The organism is Streptomyces violaceus, assembly GCF_036014075.1.
GTDB classification, from domain to species: domain Bacteria; phylum Actinomycetota; class Actinomycetes; order Streptomycetales; family Streptomycetaceae; genus Streptomyces; species Streptomyces violaceus.
This window is the reverse complement of sequence record NZ_CP107911.1, coordinates 5,983,072-6,000,888: the sequence shown is the minus strand read 5'-3', so window position 1 is coordinate 6,000,888 and position 17,817 is coordinate 5,983,072. Positions and strand designations below refer to the sequence as shown.

At 70.7% G+C, this 17,817-nt stretch carries 12 protein-coding genes; 2 read left to right on the top strand and 10 right to left on the bottom strand.

The features are described 5' to 3' along the window. Positions 1–119: 119 nt before the first annotated feature. The gene (locus OG542_RS27035; protein WP_193478029.1) at positions 120–1,244 is read left to right on the top strand and encodes a M48 family metallopeptidase; all 1,125 of its coding nucleotides are present in this window, start codon (positions 120–122) and stop codon (positions 1,242–1,244) included. A gap of 18 nt (positions 1,245–1,262) precedes the next feature. On the opposite strand, the gene OG542_RS27030 is transcribed toward OG542_RS27035, so the two are convergent. The 5 genes from OG542_RS27030 to proB all read right to left on the bottom strand — a co-directional run bounded on the left by OG542_RS27030 (position 1,263) and on the right by proB (position 6,237). Beyond that, complete coding sequence (locus tag OG542_RS27030; protein WP_328414048.1) at positions 1,263–2,333, bottom strand: SCO2583 family membrane protein; 1,071 nt, start codon at positions 2,331–2,333, stop codon at positions 1,263–1,265. 89 nt (positions 2,334–2,422) lie between these two features. Then, positions 2,423–2,998, bottom strand: coding sequence for an SCO2584 family spore wall biosynthesis protein (locus tag OG542_RS27025; RefSeq protein ID WP_456243533.1), 576 nt, complete (start codon positions 2,996–2,998; stop codon positions 2,423–2,425). 158 nt (positions 2,999–3,156) lie between these two features. Further along, positions 3,157–4,443 (bottom strand): glutamate-5-semialdehyde dehydrogenase, encoded by a 1,287-nt coding sequence (locus OG542_RS27020; RefSeq protein ID WP_328414044.1) that lies wholly within the window; start codon positions 4,441–4,443, stop codon positions 3,157–3,159. Positions 4,444–4,537: 94 nt separating this feature from the next. Then, a complete protein-coding gene (locus OG542_RS27015; protein WP_229845472.1) occupies positions 4,538–4,996 on the bottom strand; it encodes a hypothetical protein in 459 nt (152 codons plus the stop codon). A gap of 134 nt (positions 4,997–5,130) precedes the next feature. After that, a complete protein-coding gene (proB, locus tag OG542_RS27010; RefSeq protein WP_328418128.1) occupies positions 5,131–6,237 on the bottom strand; it encodes a glutamate 5-kinase in 1,107 nt (368 codons plus the stop codon). A 316-nt stretch (positions 6,238–6,553) separates the two neighbouring features. Here proB and OG542_RS27005 point away from each other — a divergent pair, with 316 nt between their 5' ends. Beyond that, the gene (locus tag OG542_RS27005) at positions 6,554–8,605 is read left to right on the top strand and encodes a hypothetical protein (RefSeq protein ID WP_328418126.1); all 2,052 of its coding nucleotides are present in this window, start codon (positions 6,554–6,556) and stop codon (positions 8,603–8,605) included. Between the two features lie 78 nt (positions 8,606–8,683). Here OG542_RS27005 and OG542_RS27000 read toward each other — a convergent pair whose 3' ends face one another. The 5 genes from OG542_RS27000 to OG542_RS26980 all read right to left on the bottom strand — a co-directional run bounded on the left by OG542_RS27000 (position 8,684) and on the right by OG542_RS26980 (position 17,724). Beyond that, positions 8,684–9,892: a glycosyltransferase family 2 protein gene (locus tag OG542_RS27000; RefSeq protein WP_328414042.1), complete on the bottom strand. Its 1,209-nt coding sequence runs from the start codon at positions 9,890–9,892 to the stop codon at positions 8,684–8,686. A 205-nt stretch (positions 9,893–10,097) separates the two neighbouring features. Further along, the gene (locus tag OG542_RS26995) at positions 10,098–12,200 is read right to left on the bottom strand and encodes a hypothetical protein (protein ID WP_328418124.1); all 2,103 of its coding nucleotides are present in this window, start codon (positions 12,198–12,200) and stop codon (positions 10,098–10,100) included. A gap of 203 nt (positions 12,201–12,403) precedes the next feature. Beyond that, a complete protein-coding gene (locus OG542_RS26990; protein ID WP_328414040.1) occupies positions 12,404–13,900 on the bottom strand; it encodes a bifunctional cytidylyltransferase/SDR family oxidoreductase in 1,497 nt (498 codons plus the stop codon). A gap of 575 nt (positions 13,901–14,475) precedes the next feature. Then, the gene (locus tag OG542_RS26985; protein WP_328414038.1) at positions 14,476–16,023 is read right to left on the bottom strand and encodes an alkaline phosphatase D family protein; all 1,548 of its coding nucleotides are present in this window, start codon (positions 16,021–16,023) and stop codon (positions 14,476–14,478) included. A gap of 168 nt (positions 16,024–16,191) precedes the next feature. Next, the gene (locus OG542_RS26980; protein ID WP_408057796.1) at positions 16,192–17,724 is read right to left on the bottom strand and encodes an FG-GAP and VCBS repeat-containing protein; all 1,533 of its coding nucleotides are present in this window, start codon (positions 17,722–17,724) and stop codon (positions 16,192–16,194) included. Between the last annotated feature and the right edge of the window lie 93 nt (positions 17,725–17,817).

Genomic DNA, 17,817 nt, shown 5'->3' with positions numbered 1-17,817 from the left:
GTGGTTCCCTTCGCTGTACTGCCCGACCACCGTAACTCCGCCTAGGCTGGGCTCTGCCTCGGGGAAGCAAAAGGCCGCACAAGGGGCCGCAAAGGTCACACAGACGCATGGGGGAAGACATGTCCGACGGCCACGAGCACAGCGGGCACGAGCACGTGCCCAGCAGGCAGCGCAGGCGCTTCCCCGGAATCTCCTCGCGTACGTACGAGCATCCCGCCGACCGCTCCGCCCTGGTGGCGCTGCGCAAGCTGAGCGGTTTCGACACGGTGTTCAAGGCGCTCAGCGGTCTGCTGCCCGAGCGCAGTCTCCGGCTGCTGTTCCTGTCCGACTCGGTGCGGGTCTCGGACCAGCAGTTCGCCCATCTGAACGTGATGCTGCGGGACGCCTGCTACATCCTGGACCTGGAGAAGGTCCCGCCGATGTACGTGAACCAGGACCCGCAGCCGAACGCGATGTGCATCGGCCTGGACGAGCCGATCATCGTCGTCACGACCGGGCTCGTCGAGCTGCTCGACGAGGAGGAGATGCGGGCGGTCGTCGGGCACGAGGTGGGCCACGCGCTGTCCGGCCACTCGGTCTACCGGACGATCCTGCTGTTCCTGACCAGCCTCGCCGTCCGGGTCGCCTGGATCCCGCTGGGCAACCTCGCGATCATGGCGATCGTGACCGGGCTGCGGGAGTGGTTCCGCAAGTCGGAGCTGTCGGCGGACCGGGCGGGCCTGCTGGTCGGACAGGACCTGACGGCCTCCATGCGGGGCCTGATGAAGATCGCGGGCGGCAACCATCTGCACGAGATGAACGTGGACGCGTTCCTCGCGCAGGCCGAGGAGTACGAGGCCGGGGGCGACCTGCGGGACTCCGTGCTGAAGATCCTGAACGTGCTGCCCCGCTCCCACCCGTTCACCACCGTGCGGGCGGCCGAGCTCAAGAAGTGGGCCGAGTCGCGGGACTACCAGCGGATCATGGACGGCCACTACCCGCGGCGCGACGAGGACAAGGACACCTCGGTCAGGGACTCCTGGCGGGATTCGGCGAACCACTACACGACCCATGTGAAGAGCTCCAAGGACCCGCTGATGAAGCTGGTCACGGACCTCGCCGGCGGCGCCGGTGACCTGGGCGACCGCGTCCGCCGCGGCTTCGGCGGCTTCACCAACTCGTCCCCGGAGCCGCCCCAGGGCCCGGAGACACCGGGCACGTCGGACTCCACGGGTGACGACGAGCCGCCGCGCGACAACGGCTGAGGCACCCGGGACGCCGTCTCACACCTTCGGCTGCGCGCTCGTCGCCAAGGACCCGCACAGGGCCGTCGCACTGCCCGTGGCATAGGGGTCCGTGCCGGCGGGGCCGCCTTCCTTGGCCGTCTGGCCGGCCAGGAGGGGGCGGAGGTGGTTCGTGGAGTCCTCGGCGCAGGAGAGCGGTCCGGCCTGGACGTAGGAGACGACGAGCTGGCCCTGGTGCAGGCGCAGGTCGTCGCGGTCGAAGCGGAAGTGCAGCTCTCGCCGGACGGTGAACAGGGACACCTCGTCCTTGCCGTCGGCCCCGGCCGGCCGCAGCGCGTACACGAACGTGTGGTCCGCGGTGACCTCGAGCGTGGACGAGTCGGCCTCGGCCGCCTGCAGCGTGCCCTGCACCCGCACCTTGCGGTCGGCCAGCTCCGCGCGGGAGGGATCGAAGCGGACGAGCCAGCCGGTGGGCGCGTGGCGTCCGTCCGCGGTGGGACGGGAGAAGCTCTGGTCGAACTGACCCAGCTGATCGGGGTCGAGCAGGACGCGGACCGCGCGGACCTCACCGCCCGTGAGCACGTCCGGGTCGAGGGCGGACCGGACGATGTAGTCCTTGGCGGTGGACAGGGCGGTCACGACCTGACTGTCCGAGAAGTGCGCGGTGCGCCGCGAGGCGGGCAGCGGCACGCCCTCCGCGCCGCTCTTGAACTGTGCGGCGGGGCTGTGCTCGTACAGATAGGCCGTGTCGGCCGTGCCGGGCACCTTGCTCTCGGGGGCGAGCGGGATGACGGTCATCCGCAGCGGCTCGGCGGGCTCCTGGGCGGCGGGGGTCTGGTAGGGGTGCCGTACACCCATGTAGATCGCGGTGCCGAAGGCGATGGCGATCAGCAGGACCAGGACCAGTGCCTGCCGGGACAGGCCCCGGCGCAGCGGCGGGCGGCGGCGCACCGCGGGCGCGTGGTCGGCGATGCGCTCCTGGGCGGAGAATTCCTGGAGGCGGGCAGCACGAATGAACGATTCGTCGAAGACGACGGATCGATACTCGTCCTCTCCACCTCCGGAAGCGCCCTCGTGGGGCCCCTCAGGTGGGTCGCCAGGCCCGCCCATATCTTCAGGGTAGGTCGCCGGAAGGTCAGGTAAACGCCCCACTCCATGACAAGTTCTGACAGGTTCTCACCAGGACAGGCGGGTTCCGGTCAGGGGGTGCGCGGGATCACCGAGACGGCGGGCCCGGTGTAGTCGGCGGACGCGGAGGGGGTCGGGCCGCCGCTCTGTTCCAGCCCGGTCGAGGTGGGCGTCGGCACCGGCTCCTGGCGGTTCGAGGACGCGCCCCGGTAGACCGCCGTGAAGGCCAGCGCGACCATGCCGATGCCCATCACGAGGGCGAGCAGCCAGGCGACGGGGCGGTGCCAGCGGATCTGCTTGCCGTACGGGCCCGTGCCGCCGTACCGGTCCTCGAGGACGTCGGGGTCGTCCAGCTCGTCGAGGTCCGGATCATGACCGAAATCGCCGTGCCCCTCGGGGCCGTACCCGTCGTCGTAGCGCTCGCGTCTGGGGTGGGCGCGGCGCGCCTCCGCTTCGGAGGCTTCGGCTCTCGCCTGTGCGGCGGCAAGGAGGCGCTCCACGGCGGTCGGCTCGTGCACCACGGCCGCGCTCACGAAGGCCTCGTCGAAGACCACGGAGGCGAACTCTTCGTCCGACACCCCGCGGTCGTGGTCGTCGTCGGGCTCCCGGCCGTCCGGAAACGGCGTGCCCCCCACGTCCTCCGGCACGGATCCAGAGTAGACCTGGGGGGTCATTTTGGGCAGACGGTATGGAAATTCATCCGCTGGTTGAGACGGCGTTCACGGGGCTGCGCACGGCGCACGCCCGGCCGGTCCGCCCCTGCCGCACGCATATGCGCCGCTTCCCATACTCACGCGGCAGGCGCTCAGCGGCGCACGTGCCCGTCCCCGGTCACGATGTACTTCGTGCTGGTCAGCTCCGGCAGGCCCATCGGGCCGCGGGCGTGCAGCTTCTGTGTGGAGATGCCGATCTCCGCGCCGAAGCCGAACTGGCCGCCGTCGGTGAAGCGGGTGGAGGTGTTCACGGCGACGGTGGTCGAGTCGACCAGCTGGGTGAAGCGGCGGGCGGCCTGCTGGGAGGTCGTGACGATGGCCTCGGTGTGGCCGGAGGTCCACAGCCGGATGTGCTCGACTGCCTTGTCCAGGGAGTCCACCACGGCCGCGGCGATGTCGTACGACAGGTACTCCCGCTCCCAGTCCTCGGCCGTCGCCTCGACGACGGTCGCCTTGGAGTCCTTGGCGAAGGCCAGCACGCGCTCGTCGGCGTGCACGGTCACCCCGGCGCCGGCGAGGGCCTCCAGCGCGCGGGGCAGGAACTCGGCGGCGATGCCCTGGTGGACCAGGAGGGTCTCGGCGGCGTTGCACACGCCGACCCGCTGGGCCTTGGAGTTGATCAGGATCTCGACGGCCATGTCGAGGTCGGCGGCGGCGTCGACGTAGACGTGGCAGTTTCCGGTGCCGGTCTCGATGACCGGGACGGTCGACTCCTGCACAACCGTGTTGATCAGCGAGGCCCCGCCGCGCGGGATGAGCACGTCGACCAGGCCGCGGGCACGCATCAGCTCGCGCACGCTGTCGCGGCTCTCGCCGGGCACCAGCTGGATGGCGTCGGCGGGCAGCCCCGCCCCGCCCACGGCGTCGCGCAGGACGCGCACGAGGGCGCTGTTCGACTGGTAGGCCGAGGAGGAGCCGCGCAGCAGGACCGCGTTGCCGGACTTCAGGCAGAGGGCGGCGGCGTCGACGGTGACGTTCGGCCGGCCCTCGTAGATGATCCCGACGACGCCGAGCGGCACGCGGACCTGGCGCAGGTCGATGCCGTTGGGCAGCGTGGAGCCGCGGACGACCTCGCCGACCGGGTCGGGCAGCGCGGCGACGTCGCGCACGTCGGAGGCGATGGCGCGGACCCGCTCGGGGGTGAGTGTCAGCCGGTCGATCATGCCTTCGCTGATGCCGGCCTCACGGGCCTTGGCGACGTCCTTGGCGTTGGCCTCGACGATCTCGCTCGTACGGACCTCCAGCGCGTCCGCGATGGCGAGCAGCGCGTCGTCCTTGTCGGCCCGCGGCAGCGGCGCGAGGCTCGCGGCAGCGGCCTTGGCGCGGTAGGCGGCCTCGGTGACCGGGGACATCGAGTCGTACGGCGAAAGCGTGGTCATGAAAGAAGCGTAGTGCGCCGGGCGGGTCCGTTCATCGTTCGTTTCACACCCCGAGACACCCCCGACACACCCCCGAGACACTCCCCGGGCGGAGTCAGAACGGGTGAACTCCGACCGGGGACGCCGGTGGCGGTCCGTACCCCTCGGCGATGCGCTGGTGGTAGGTCGCGCGGTCGATGACCTCCAGGCCGACGATCTCCCAGGGCGGCAGCCCGGCGGTCTGCCGGTGCTCGCCCCACAGGCGCAGGGCGACGGCGGCCGCGTCGTGCAGGTCGCGGGCCTCCTCCCAGTAGCGGATCTCCGCGTGGTCGACCGCGTAGCGGCTGGTCAGGAGGAAGGGGTGGTCGTGGGCGAGCTGTTCCAGGGCGCGCCGGACCTCGGTGAGCGGGGCCTCCCGGCCGGAGACGCTGAGCGTGACGTGCCAAAGGCGCGGGATGTCCCCGGGTTCCTCGCCCTGGAACCGGTCCCCGGCCGCCACGCTGGTCAGGGCGCGCTCGTCACCGGCCGCGCGGGAGCCGGCACCACCACGGGACGCCGTGGCCCCAGGGCGCACTCGTCTCACGACGGCCTCCTTTGCACAGTGGTGCTCCTGCGGAATATTGCCCTGAGACAAAGTTCAGCAGGCCGCAAGGGATCGCGTGGCGGTTTTGCGGAACGTCCACCACCGCGGGCGGATGTTTCGGCCCATTACGGGTGGAGGACCACCAGGTCGTCCCTGTGTACGACCTCGCGTTCGTACGCGGGGCCGAGTTCGCGGGCCAGTTCGCGGGTCGAGCGGCCGATCAGCCGGGGGATCTCCTTGGCGTCGAAATTGACGAGCCCGCGGGCCACCGCCCGTCCCGTGCCGTCCCGCAGCTCGACCGGGTCGCCGGCGCTGAACTCGCCCTCGACGGCGGCGATCCCGGCCGGCAGCAGCGACTTGCGGCGGTCCACGACGGCCTGGACGGCACCGTCGTCCAGGGTCAGCGCGCCCTGCGGGGTGGAGGCGTGCTGGAGCCACAGCAGCCGGTCGGCGGAGCGCTTGCCGGTGGGGTGGAAGTGGGTGCCGGTGTCCTGGCCGGTCAGGGCGTCGGCCGCGTGGATGGCGCTGGTGAGCACGACGGGGACACCGGCGGCGGCCGCGATCCGGGCGGCCTCGACCTTGGTGACCATGCCGCCGGTGCCGACGCCGGCCTTGCCCGCGCTGCCGATCTCGACGTGCGCGAGGTCGGACGGCTCGCGCACCTCGGCGATGCGGGAGGTGCCGGGCCTCGCGGGGTCGCCGTCGTAGACGCCGTCCACGTCGGACAGCAGGACCAGCAGGTCCGCGTGGACGAGGTGGGCGACCAGGGCGGCGAGGCGGTCGTTGTCGCCGAAGCGGATCTCGTCCGTGGCGACGGTGTCGTTCTCGTTGACGATCGGGAAGGCGCCCATCGCGAGGAGCTTGTCGAGGGTGCGCGAGGCGTTGCGGTGGTGGGCGCGGCGGCTCATGTCGTCGGAGGTCAGCAGCACCTGGCCGACGCGGACGCCGTAGCGGGCGAAGGAGGCGGTGTAGCGGGCGACGAGCAGGCCCTGGCCGACACTGGCGGCGGCCTGCTGCCGGGCAAGGTCCTTGGGGCGGCGGCGCAGGCCCAGCGGGGCGAGGCCGGCGGCGATGGCGCCGGAGGAGACGAGGACGATCTCGCGCTCCCCGCCACTGCGGACCTTCGCGAGCACGTCGACCAGCGCGTCCACGCGGTCCGCGTCCAGGCCGCCCGAGGCGGTGGTCAGCGAGGAGGAACCGACCTTGACGACGATTCTGCGGGCCTCGCCCACGGCCTGCCTTGCCCCTGCCACGTCCCGTCCGCCCCTCGCGTCGATTCGGTCCCTCACCAGGAAATCTACGGGACGGCGAGGCCCGACACGGCGCCGGTCCACGCTACGGACGGTGCCGCCCGCGTCACGGACGACGGTCGTGCGCAGTTCTGTCCCGCCCCAAGACAGGAACGCGATCTTCCGCTACGGTCCGACGGCACACGGGACGGCAGCCGCCCCCACACCCTGACGACACGCGCGTGTCGTCAGGAGGTCGCCGCGCGTTAACCCGGACGGCCGACCTGCGCCGACACCCGACGCTCCTGGAGTGACCGCAGTGCCCGTACCTCTTCCCCGTCCACCAGCCCTGCTGAAGGGGCTGGTCACCGTCGTCCTGGCCGCCGCGTTCGCCGCTCAGGCGGTCGCGGCGCTGCTGCCCCACGTACCGCTGCTGCTCGCCGCGACCGCCGTCTCCCTGGCCACCGAGGGCGCCCTGTACCGGTGGCAGCGCGGGGTGCTGTCGCTGTTCGCCAAGTCGCACGCGGACATCACCGTGCGGCACGTCCTGCGCGATCTGCTGCTGGTCGTGGGCCTGCTGCGGCTCGGCGAGCAGGACCGGGAGACGGTGTACGCCCCGCTGGTGGCCGGGCTGCTCGCCTTCTACGTCCTGCACTGCGCGATCCAGGCGGTTTCCGTACTGGTGCGCCGTACCCGCACCCTGCCGGTGGTGACCCGGAACATCGACGCCTCGGTGCTGCGGCTTTCCCCGGCCCCGGCCGTGCTGCTGCGCCGCCCCGGCCACCGGCTGCTGGCGTTCGGCCTGCCCGCCACGGCCGGGCTGCTGGCCGCCGCGTTGGGCGACGAGCCGGTGTACGCGGCGGCGGGCATCGCGCTCTCCCTCGCCCTCGCGCTGACCGGCCTCGGCGCGCTGCTGCTCCGGCTGCTGCCTGGCCGCCGCCCGGCCGGTGAGCAGGAGGTGCTCGAGTGGTTCGACGCGTGGCTGGCCGCGTACCGGCCGACCGTCGGCCTGTACTTCTCCGGTGGCGCCGCCTCGGCCTACCAGGCGAACATGTGGCTGGAGCCGCTCGCGCGGGTGGACGGCCGGCCGGTCATCGTGCTGCGCGAGCGGTTCATGGTGCAGAAGATCGCGGCGACGGACATCCCGATCGTCTGCCTGCCGAAGGTGTCGACGCTGATGCGGCTGGAGCACTCCACGCTGCAGGTCCTCGTCCACCCGTCGAACTCCGGCAAGACCTCCCAGGTGCTGCGCATCCCCACGATCAAGCACACCTTCGTCAATCACGGCGAGAGCGACAAGCTGTCCTCGTGCAACCCGTACGCGAAGGCCTACGACGAGGTGTGGGTGGCCGGGCCAGCCGCGCGCGAGCGGTACGCGCTGGCCGAGGTCGGAGTCGAGGACAAGGACGTGGTGGAGACCGGCCGCCCGCAGCTGGACGCCGTACGGCCGTACACGGGCCCGCCGACCGGTGTGTGGACGACCGTGCTGTACGCGCCGACCTGGGAGGGCTGGGACGGCAACCCCGGCAACACCTCGGTGATCGCGGCCGGCGAGAACCTGGTGCGGGCGCTGCTCGCCGACCCGGGCGTGCGGCTGCTGTACAAGCCGCATCCGCTGACGGGGTCGGTGGACCCGCGCGCGGGCGCGGCCGATCTGCGGATCCGGGAGCTGGTCCGGGCGGCGAACCGGGAGCGGACCGGGGCGCGCCCCTCGAGTGCCGCCGAACTCGACCGCCTCACGAAGGAGTTGGACCGCCTCACCACGGCCGACTTCCGCGCCGGGGCCGACACGGTGGAGCGCATGCGGGTGCAGTCGGCGCCGGAGCCGGGCCGGGCCGAGGCGGTGGCACGGGCGACGGCGGCCTGGGAGGAGGCGTACTGGGCCTCGCTGCCGGAGGGTGAGCACCAGATCATCACGGACGTCCGGCCCGCGCTGTACTCCTGCTTCGATGTGGCCGACCTGCTGGTCAGTGATGTGTCGAGCGTGATCAGCGACTTCCTGGCGAGCGAGAAGCCGCACGCGGTGGCGAACACCAGCGGGCTGAGCGAGGACGCGTTCCGTACGGCGTTCCCGACGGTGGTGGCGGCGACGGTGCTGACGCCGGACGCCGCCGGGGTGCCGGCCCTGCTGGAGGCGGTACGGCACCCGGAGAAGGACGAACTGGCCGAGGCGCGCGCCGCGTTGAAGCTGCGTCTGCTGGGCCCGGCCGAGCCGTCGTCGCAGGAGCGTTTCAACACGGCCGTACGGGAGCTGTGCGAGACGGCCCGGCAACACCGGGCACGGGTGGCGGAACGGCTGACGGCGGAGCGGCCTGCCGCGGATCTGCCCGGCCAGCGCACGGATACGGCGCTCCCGGCCGCACCGCGCTGAGCGACCGCACCGCGCTGAGCGGCGGTACAGGGGGGACGAACGCGGGGGCCGTGCGAAAGCCGGCCCCCGCGCCCGCGTTCACGCCGCCGACCGCACCTCACGCGACGTCAGCACCCGCCGCGCCTTGCGTACCGCCCGGCGTACGAAGGTGTGGGTGCCGCCCTCGCGGTAGCCCGGGAAGGCGCGGGCCTCGCGCGGCTCGGCGAGGTACACCGAGTCGGGGATGCCCGCGGCCCGGTCGCGGAAGTGCGGGTAGGCCAGATAGACGCGGCGGCCCTTCCTCTCCAGGAGAGCCGCCGCCTGCTTCTTGGCCTTGACGAACTTCACGACCTCGATGAGGAGTTCGGGTCGCTGCTCGGCGACCAGGTGCAGCCGCAGCCGCTCGTGGACCCTGAGGCGCTGGGCGGCGCCCTCGGTCCAGTGGGCGTCCAGCAGGGGCTTGGCCAGCTCGAACTTGTGGCGGCGTACCTCCTCGCTGTCCGTGAGGTACTTGGGCCCGAACTGCGGCAGCAGCGTGACGGTTAAGGGCCGGACCATCAGCTGGTCTCGCCGGCCGCCCGCGGGGACGTGCTCGGCGATGAGGTTCATCAGGGCCCGCGCCGAGTCGAACCGCAGCGCGTAACTGCCGCTCTTCGTCACGTGTTTGCCGTCGTCGCGGCCGACCAGGTAGTAGCAGGTGTGGTCGGCGACCACGGAGACGCCGTTCGCCCGCAGGTACGCCTCCATGGTGAACAGCGCGTCCTCGCCGGTGAACAGCGACTCGTCGAACCGCATGCCGTGCCGGTCCAGCAACTCGCGGCGGAACAGCTTCTGCGCGCTGAGCGTGAACTTGATGTTGGAGGAGAAGACGTCGGTCCGCTCCACCGTCTTGCCCCACATGGACTTCGGTGCCGAGCGGTTGACGCCCTCGACCTTGCCGAGGACGACGTCCGTGCCCGCGCGGTCGGCCATGGCGACCATCCGCTCCAGGGCCTCGGGGCCCAGCCGGTCGTCGGCGTCGAGGAAGAAGACGTAACGCCCGGTCGCCTTGGACAGGCCGACATTGCGCGGGCCGCTGGGGCCGCCGGAGTTCTCCTGCCGGATCACCAGGACGTGCATGGGAGCACGCTCGGCGAACTCCTCCAGGTACTCCCCCGTCCCGTCCGTCGATCCGTCGTCCACCGCGATGACCTCGACGCGCTCTGGACCGATGGTCTGTGCCTCGACGGACGAGAGGCACTCGATCAGATACGGCATCGCTTCGTACGCCCCGATGATCACACTCACATCAGGCTGCGCAACGGTCACGTTTCCCCCTAGTCAATGGGATATTCCCCCCGTATCGCCTCATTCGCTACTTGGTAGACGGATGATCGAGGCAAGCGGTTGCCTCACACACACGTGTTAGTGGGACACGTCACACAATGAATCGATAGGAAACGGGCACGCGAAAGGGCTCGGCCCCCGAGGAAGGCGCTCCTCGGGGGCCGAGCCCTGAATCAGGCGGGGCGGGTCAGCCCGCGCCGACACCGTCCGTGTCACCGGCCGCGGCGGCCCGCTGCCCGGGCACGGCGTTCGCCAGCTCGGCATCGGCCTCGGCGTCGACCTCGGCATCGGCCAGGGCGGCCGCCACCCGTGACTCCTGGCCGACGTTGCGCGTCTCGGCCTTGAGCGCGAGATTCGCGACGGCGGTGTTGAACTGGACGAGTGAGGTCGGCTCGTCCGGGCCCAGCAGGTACCGCTTGAGCTCCTTGCGGTCCTCGGCCAGCGGATCGGCGGCCTGGTCGCGGACGGCGCCGAGCAACTCGCCCAGCTCGGCCGCGCTGTTGGACAGGATCACCGCGGCACGCACCGCCGTGTTGTTCCGCTTGAACTCCTCGACGCCCACCTCGGCGGAGTCCGTGACCGCGTACGGCTTGCCGCTCGCGATGAAGTCGGAGACCACGCTGGAGATGTCGGAGACCATCGCGTCGGAGACGTTGAAGCAGTCGTACAGCCGCGGGTCGGCGCCGGTGATGACCCGGTGCTCCCAGGCGGGGAAGGAACGCCAGTAGGCGTCGTTCCACTCGGCGCGCAGCCGGGCGACCTCCTCGTGCCGGGCGACGTCGACCAGGCCGTCACGGGTGGCCTCGGCCTCGTCGCGCCGCTCGCCGCCGGAGCCGGACAGCTGCGCGAGCCGGGCCTCGATACGGGCCAGCTCGGTCTTGGCGTCGGCCTGAACGGCCGTGTCGGCGACGAAGCGCGTGTCGATGGCGCGCTCGGCGGCGGCCTTGCGGACCAGGGCGGTGATGCGCTGGTGGGCGGCGCCGGCCTCCTTGCTGACGTTGCCGGTGAACGGGTGCGGCTTGTACAGGACGCGGACCGGCGGGTCGGCCTGCACGAGCTGCTCCACGATGTTCTCGCCGGCCAGCACGACCGAGGTGTTGCCCGGGTTGCCGTCCCAGCCCTCCCAGGTGGGGGCGTAGAGCACGGTCGGGATCCGGCCGTCGGGCACGCCCTGCCAGGTCTGGATCGGGGCGAGCTGCGGGCGGCCGACCTCGACGATGTCGTCGTCGCGGACACCGACGTCGGCGATGGCGTAGCGGTCGCGGCCCGCGCGGCCTGCCGTCCACACCTCGTCGTAGACCTTGCTGTACGGGTTGACGCTGGCGAGCTTGTCGCTGTCGCCGTGGCCGATGAAGACGTGCTTGATCGTGGGCACGCGCAGCATGTGGATGTTCTTGCCGACGTTGGCCGCGTAGAGCGCGACACGCACCGTGGACAGGTCCATGTTCATCAGGTGCACCCCTCCGGGCACGCAGATGACCGGGACCGTGGTGGGCGCCAGGTTGTTCAGGATGGCCCGCTCACGCAGGATGATCAGCGGCTTGGAGTCCAGTTTCTCCATGGTGTCCAGCCACATGTTGACCTGGTAGGCGGAGTCCTTCGAACCGGAGAAGTACAGGACCGTCTCCGGCTGGTACTCGCCCAGCCAGTCGTCGACGGCGGCCAGGACCCGCTCGGCGTTCGGCGGGATCTTCCGGCCGCGCACGTACGGCACGAGCGCCAGCACGTACAGCGTGCCGAGGGCCACCGTGACGCCTATGCCGACGAAGCCGACGAGGGCGGACTTCACCTGCGCGGCGAGCAGGATGCCGGCGACCGCGAAGAGGTCGATGTGGAGCATCTTCTCGGCGGAGCGGTGCAGCAGCTTGCGCGGCGGGGCGTCCGGGATGCGGATGCGCGACTTCAGGTCGACGTTGCGGGTGGCGACCGGCATGCGGCGGCGGTTGCGGATCAGCTGGACCAGCGCGCCGTGCGGGGCCTGAAGACCGTAGAAGGCGATGAAGCAGGCGATCGCCCCGTAGTAGATCAGGTTGTCCGCGAGGGACAGCCGGGCCAGCAGCAGGACGAGGAGCAGTTGCCTGATCAGGAAGCGGATCGACAGGCCGGCCCGCACCTTGCTGAGACGGTTGATCAGGTAGCTGCCCTTGCGGTGCAGATAGTGGTCCGCCAGGTACGTCACGGCGGCCGCTGCCGCGAAGGCGGGAACGCTCGGGACGAGCGCGGCCAGCATGAGGGCGGGGTAGCCCGCCATCATGAGGACCGCCGCGGCCAGCTGGGCCGCACTGCCCACCCGGGCGACGCGAATAGCGGTGGATATCACGGAGAAACCTGCTCTTGGGAGGGGTGTGCCGGTCTGGTTCGGAATTGCGGCTGGTCTGTGAATATTTCGCGGGACGGTATGGATTCAGGCCCCTGCGAACACTCCCGTTGACGAACTTCGTTAACGGGAGAGCGCAGAGGCCTGAATTACCGGAGTCTATTTGGCGCCAATTATTACACGCCGTCCTGCCGGTCCAGAACCGTGGCGAGCGCCTGCTCGAAGCCCGAAGCCCGGGCCGCGCCGGCCGTCGGGTCCTGCTGGCGGACGTCGATGACGTGGCCGGTCAGCTCGGACAGCAGCACGTCGAGCGAGGTGCGGGCCACGGCCTCGGAGGACAGCAGGGAACCCGAGGGCTCCTGGCCGAAAGCCTTGGTGCGCATGGGGGTGGCGGTGCGCTCGGGGTTGATGCAGTTGACGCGGACGCCGTCGCCGGCCCACTCGTCGGAGAGGGCCTGGGTGAGGTTCACCATCGCGGCCTTGGTCGAGGAGTACAGGCTGTACTCGGCGCGACCGCGGGTGTAGCTGCTGGAGGTGTACAGCAGCAGCTGGCCCTTGGTCTCGGAGAGGTACTTGTACGACGACCGGGCGATCTGCACCGGGGCCAGGTAGTTGACCTTCAGCGCCTCCTCGATGGTGGCGTTGTCGGTCTCGGCGAGCTTGCCGATGCGCAGCACGCCGGCGGTGTTGACCACGTAGTCGATGCGGCCGGTCTCGGCGTACGCCTTGGACAGGGCGTCGTCGACCTCCTCCGGGTTCTCCACGTGGGTGCCGGTGGTGGAGCGGCCCAGCGCGTAGACCTTGGCGCCGTAGGACTCGGCGAGCTCGCCGATGTCCTTGCCGATGCCGTAGGAGCCGCCGAAGACGACCATCGTCTTGCCGGTGAGGAGCTCGCGGTAGGCCTCCTCGGAGACCTGCTCCGGCGCGGCGGTCGAGGCGAGCTGGAAGAGCTTGTCGGCGAGGAAGACGTCGACGGGCTGCGTGACCTTCATGTTGTACTCGTCACCCGCGACGACGTGGATCGGCACGTCCGGCAGGTACTTGAGCACGACGGAGCAGTCATCGGTGGCCTGGAAGTTGGGGTCGTTGGAGGCGACCTCGTAGGCACGCTTGATCGTGGACAGCTTGAAGGCCTGCGGGGTCTGGCCGCGGCGCAGCCGGGAGCGGTCCGGGATCTCGGTGATGAACTCGCCGTCCTCGCCGTGCGTGCGCGTGACGATGATGGTGTCCGCGGACGGGATGGCCACGTCGACGGCCTGGAAGCGCTCCAGCGCGACGACGCAGTCGTCGATGACGCGCTGCGACAGCAGGGGGCGCACGGCGTCGTGGAAGAGGACGTTGGCGTCCTCGCCCTCGGCCAGGCCCTCGCCCAGCGCGGCGATGGCGCGCTCGGTGGTCTCGTTCCGCGTGGAGCCGCCCTCGATGACCTTCGAGACCTTCTTGAATCCGGCCTTCGCCACGATCTTCTCGATGTCGGGCACGTAGCCCTGCGCCATCAGCACGATGACGTCGTCGATCGAGTCGGCGTTCTCGAAGGTGGTCAGCGTGTGCTCGATGACTGCCTTGCCGGCGATCTTCAGCAGCTGCTTGGGGATCGACAGACCCACGCGCTGACCGGTACCACCAGCCAGGATCACTGCGGTGGTACGGGGCTTGGCTATGTGCTGGGACACAGGTGACCTACCTCGGGGCAACAGGGAACTTGGAAATGGTCCCACTTGTGGTTACCGCAGTGCAAGGTGAGCGACCTTCGCCACATATGTGCGCGCAACCTGTCATTCACCTGGGGGTGCGGGTGATTGGTGAGACGACTCCGTGAACGCCCTCGAAATGCGCTGTGAGTAACTCCACAGAAGCACAGCGACGTCGGAGCCGCGTGTGACAGCGGCGGCCGGGGCCTTCACCAGTTCCTCGGACGATGTCTGGGACGATGTCTGGTGCACGGTACGCGCCTTGGTCGTGTCGCGTGGCGCCCGATCGCCGTGGCAGTCGTCACGGACCGCTGACCGCGGGCCGCTCTTCACCTCCCCGGGCACGGGACGGCACGCGTTCTTCATAAGCGTCGCCGCGCCGTCGCGGGCACGTCCTGAATACCGCTCACTCAGCCGCCCATTGCCGCGGAATTCGCGGTAAAGATTGCGCAGCATTTCGGTCTCGGTCGGAGCAAGAGAGCGATTGGCCGGGTGCGGAACGCACGCGATGCGGCCCGGGACTCGTCGAGTCCCGGGCCGCATCGTACGGAAAGGGGTCAGACCACCTCGACGCCCGGCCGGCCCGCCTCCACCCGCAGCTTGGCCACCGTGCTCGGTGTCGAGGTCGGCTGCCGTACGGTGTCGACCACCCTCACCTGCGCGTCGATGCCGTCACGGCGGACGTCGAAGAGGTGGTAGCCGCGGTGCGCGTCGAGCAGCTTCCAGTGCGGGTTGTCCGGGCGCCGCGGGTCCCACTCCCTGCGGAACGCCTCCTGGTCCTGGTCGCCGTTGCTGGAGATGGACGTGCCGACGAACTCGGCGCCGACGACCGCGGAGTCCGGGTCGGCGTAGTCCTCCCTGAGGTCGCTGATCATCGTCAGGTGCCGGTCGCCGGAGAGCACCACCGGGTTGCGGACCTGCTTGAACTCCTGGAGGAAACGGTTGCGTTCGGCCTGGTAGCCGTCCCAGGCGTCGTAGAACCAGAGCTTGCCCTCACCGACCTGGAGGTCCGTCTCGGCCATCATGATCTGCGAGGCGATCAGGTTCCAGCGGGCTGGCGAGTCCTGCAGCCCGTTCAGCAGCCACTGCTTCTGCCCCGCGCCCAGCATGGTCAGCGACGGGTCCTGGGCACCGGCCTGGCTCTTGGCCTGGTCGCTGCGGTACTGCCGGGTGTCCAGGACGTTGAGCCGGGCCAGCCGGCCGAACTCCAGGCGGCGGTACATCCGGATGTGCGGGCCGTTCGGGACGGCGGTGGCACGGACCGGCATGTGCTCGTAGAACGCCTGGTAGGCCGCCGTCAGCCTGGCCACGAACGCGTCGTGCGACTGCTTGTCCGGGTCCTGCGGGATCTCGCCCGCGAAGTCGTTGTCCACCTCGTGGTCGTCGAAGCTCACCACGAAGGGCGCGTTCGCGTGCATCGCCGCGAGGTCCGGGTCGGTGCGGTACTGGGCGTACCGGTTGCGGTACTGGGCGAGGCTGAAGGGCTCACCGGCCCCCTCGTGCCGCCGTACGCCCGTCGCCGACGGCGTGGACTCGTAGATGTAGTCGCCGACGAACACCACGACGTCCGGGTCCTGATCCAGCATGTCTGCGTATGGCGTGAAATAGCCGTGCTGCCAGTTCTGGCAGGAGGCGAGGGCCATGCGCAGGGAGCCACCGGGGCTGTAGGGGTGGGGCGCGGTGCGGGTGCGGCCGACGGGCGAGAGCTGCCCGCTGGTGCGAAAGCGGTACCAGTACGTACGGTCCGCGCGCAGCCCGCGTACGTCCACGTGAACGCTGTGCCCGTACTCGGGCCGGGCCTGGGCGGTGCCCCGGCGGACGAGCTTTCTGAACCGGTGGTCCTCCGCGACCTGCCACTCCACCGGCACCACCCGGTCGGGCATGCCGCCGCCGTTCAGCGGGTCGGGGGCGAGCCTGGTCCACAGCACGACGCCGTCCGGCAGCGGGTCACCTGAGGAGACGCCGAGGCTGAACACACCATCGGGCAGCGGCGTCTCGGCCGCGCGGGCGGCGGCCGGAAGCCAGAGCTGGGCGGAGGCGGCGGCACCGAGCACCGCGGCGCCGGCGGTCAGAAAGCGTCGTCGATCGGGCGATCCTGCTGTCATCGGCTGACTCCCTTACCTCGCTGGCCACTTGGACACTGGGAAGCTTCACGCTCGCGGGCGGTCCGCCCGCTGAACGTCGGGGTTCACGTACATGACAACTAAGCAGACAAAAAGAGACCCGCCGCCAGCACCGGAACAAGCCGTTGCCGGGACGGGTCTGACGGATGATCAGTCGGCGAAAACGCTACCGAGCCGAGCGTCCGTGGGGGTGGTGCCGAGCAGCGTGTTGCCGAAGGCCGTCGTGCCGTTCGGGCTCACGACGGTCGTCGGGCCGGACCTGAAGTACCAGACGGACCCGGCGTTGCCGTTCTCCCCCGGCGCGCCGGCGGCCAGGTCGGCCAGGCCGTCGTGGTTGGCGTCGGCGAGGTGGACGGCCTTGCCGAAGGCGTCGCCCTTCTCGGCGGCGCCCGGCACGTTGGGCGTGTTCTGCGTGACCACCTGGGCGCCGGTGCCGGTGAGCCCCTTCGCGCTGCCGCGCAGCACGACGACCGCGCCCGCGTCGGCCACACTGCCCAGGTTTTCACCGGGCAGCCCGGTCGCCACGTCCGGGTATCCGTCACCGTTGACGTCGGCGACCCGGACATCGGTCCCGAAGCCGTCGCCCGCCTCGGCGCTGCCGGGCACGCCGGGGCTGTCCTGGTTGAGGTGTGTGGCCTTGGTGCCGTCCGGCCCGTCCGAGGTGCCCGGGATCCAGGTGACCCGGCCCCCCTTCGCGGCGGGGGTGTCGAGGTCGCTGTCGTACCCGGTGACGGCCCGGCCGACCACGATGTCGTCGACCCCGTCCTGGTCGACGTCCCCGATGTCGAGACTCTCGCCGCCCTGGAGCCGGTAGCCGTCGGCGCCCTTCACGGTGGTGTACGGCGTGAGTCCCTGCTCGGTGCCCAGCCAGTACACGACCCGGCGGGCGTCGAACTCGTCGCCGTCGTGCTGGGTGGCTGCCACGTCTGTGACACCGTCGCCGTTGACGTCACCGGTGGCCAGGTCGAGGTAGCGGCTGTCGAACTCGTCCGTCACGAGCTGCTCGCCGTTGGCCGTGGAGCCGTCCCTGCCGAACGGGCCTTTCAGCACGCGCAGATTGAACTGGTTCTCCACGGTCACCAGGTCCTCGGCGCCGTCGCCGTCGATGTCCCCGACCGTCAGACGCCCCTGGGCGCCGAGCCGGTCGTACGCCTTCCCGGTGGCCAGGACGGCCCCGCCGGACAGGCCCTTCGCACCGCCCCACAGGACCTCGACCAGTCCGGACTCCTCACCGCCGTCGGCCGTGTCCTCGCTTCCCACGCCCACCACCAGGTCCGCGTACCCGTCGCGGTCGAGGTCGGCGGTGGAGAGCGCGCTGCCGAACGCGTCGTCCGTCTCGGCAGTGCCGGGCACGCCGGCCGTGTTCTGGCTGAACACCTGCCTCTTCGTCGTGCTCAGCCCGTTCGCCGAGCCGTAGAGCACGGCGACATGGCCGGCGCCCTTCTTGCCGCCGGCGGTCGCGGTCGGGGCGGCCATGGCGAGATCGGCGTAGCCGTCGCCGTTGAAGTCGTCGTGGAGCTTCGAGGAGGCGGCCGGGGTGGCGTCGGCCGCCCCGGCGGCCTGGGCGGCCACCGGGGCGGTGACGGCGGCAGCGACGGCGATCGCCGCCACGACTCCGATGCCTCGGCCGATCCCGCGCTTGCTCGTGGACTGGGGCACGTACGTCAACTCCGTTGATCGCATGGGCAGTTACTGCGCGACGAGGCACAAGATCCTCATCCGCGCTGCCCTGTACGACTCACTGACGAGCGACTTGGTTGCATCAAAGTCGGTCGC

Excerpts from the sequence above, each read along its gene's own strand:
- OG542_RS26980 (WP_408057796.1), bottom strand. The coding sequence starts at position 17,724 with ATGCGATCAACGGAGTTGACGTACGTGCCCCAGTCCACGAGCAAGCGC.
- OG542_RS27020 (WP_328414044.1), bottom strand. The coding sequence starts at position 4,443 with ATGACCACGCTTTCGCCGTACGACTCGATGTCCCCGGTCACCGAGGCC.
- OG542_RS27030 (WP_328414048.1), bottom strand. The coding sequence starts at position 2,333 with ATGGGCGGGCCTGGCGACCCACCTGAGGGGCCCCACGAGGGCGCTTCC.
- OG542_RS26985 (WP_328414038.1), bottom strand. The coding sequence starts at position 16,023 with ATGACAGCAGGATCGCCCGATCGACGACGCTTTCTGACCGCCGGCGCC.
- OG542_RS27035 (WP_193478029.1), top strand. The coding sequence starts at position 120 with ATGTCCGACGGCCACGAGCACAGCGGGCACGAGCACGTGCCCAGCAGG.